The organism is Pseudomonas sp. SIMBA_067 (assembly GCF_046534675.1).
Taxonomy (GTDB): Bacteria; Pseudomonadota; Gammaproteobacteria; order Pseudomonadales; family Pseudomonadaceae; genus Aquipseudomonas; species Aquipseudomonas putida.
In genome coordinates this window covers 1-258 of sequence record NZ_JAWRYH010000753.1, presented here as the reverse complement: position 1 = coordinate 258, position 258 = coordinate 1, and the positions used below count along the sequence as shown (strand labels likewise).

Genomic DNA, 258 nt, shown 5'->3' with positions numbered 1-258 from the left:
AGCTCTTGGGAAATCTGCTCGATCACCTGCACCGCCTGTTGCACCACCTCGGTACCCTTGCGCGCGCAGGCATCGGTCTGCATGGAGCTGGCGTGGGCGGCATCGGCGGCACTTTGCTGGGTGCAGACCTGGCTGGTGATATCGCTGGCGAACTTGACCACCTTGTACAGCCGGCCCTTGCTGTCGAAGATCGGGTTGTAAGAGGCTTCAAGAAAGACCGTCTGGCCTTGCTTGTTGACCCGCTCGAAGCGGTGCGAG

General features: G+C 61.2%; 1 pseudogene. It reads right to left on the bottom strand.

The window, feature by feature from the left end:
* A pseudogene (locus SB765_RS31190) lies at positions 1-258 on the bottom strand (pili assembly chaperone); the annotation flags it as partial.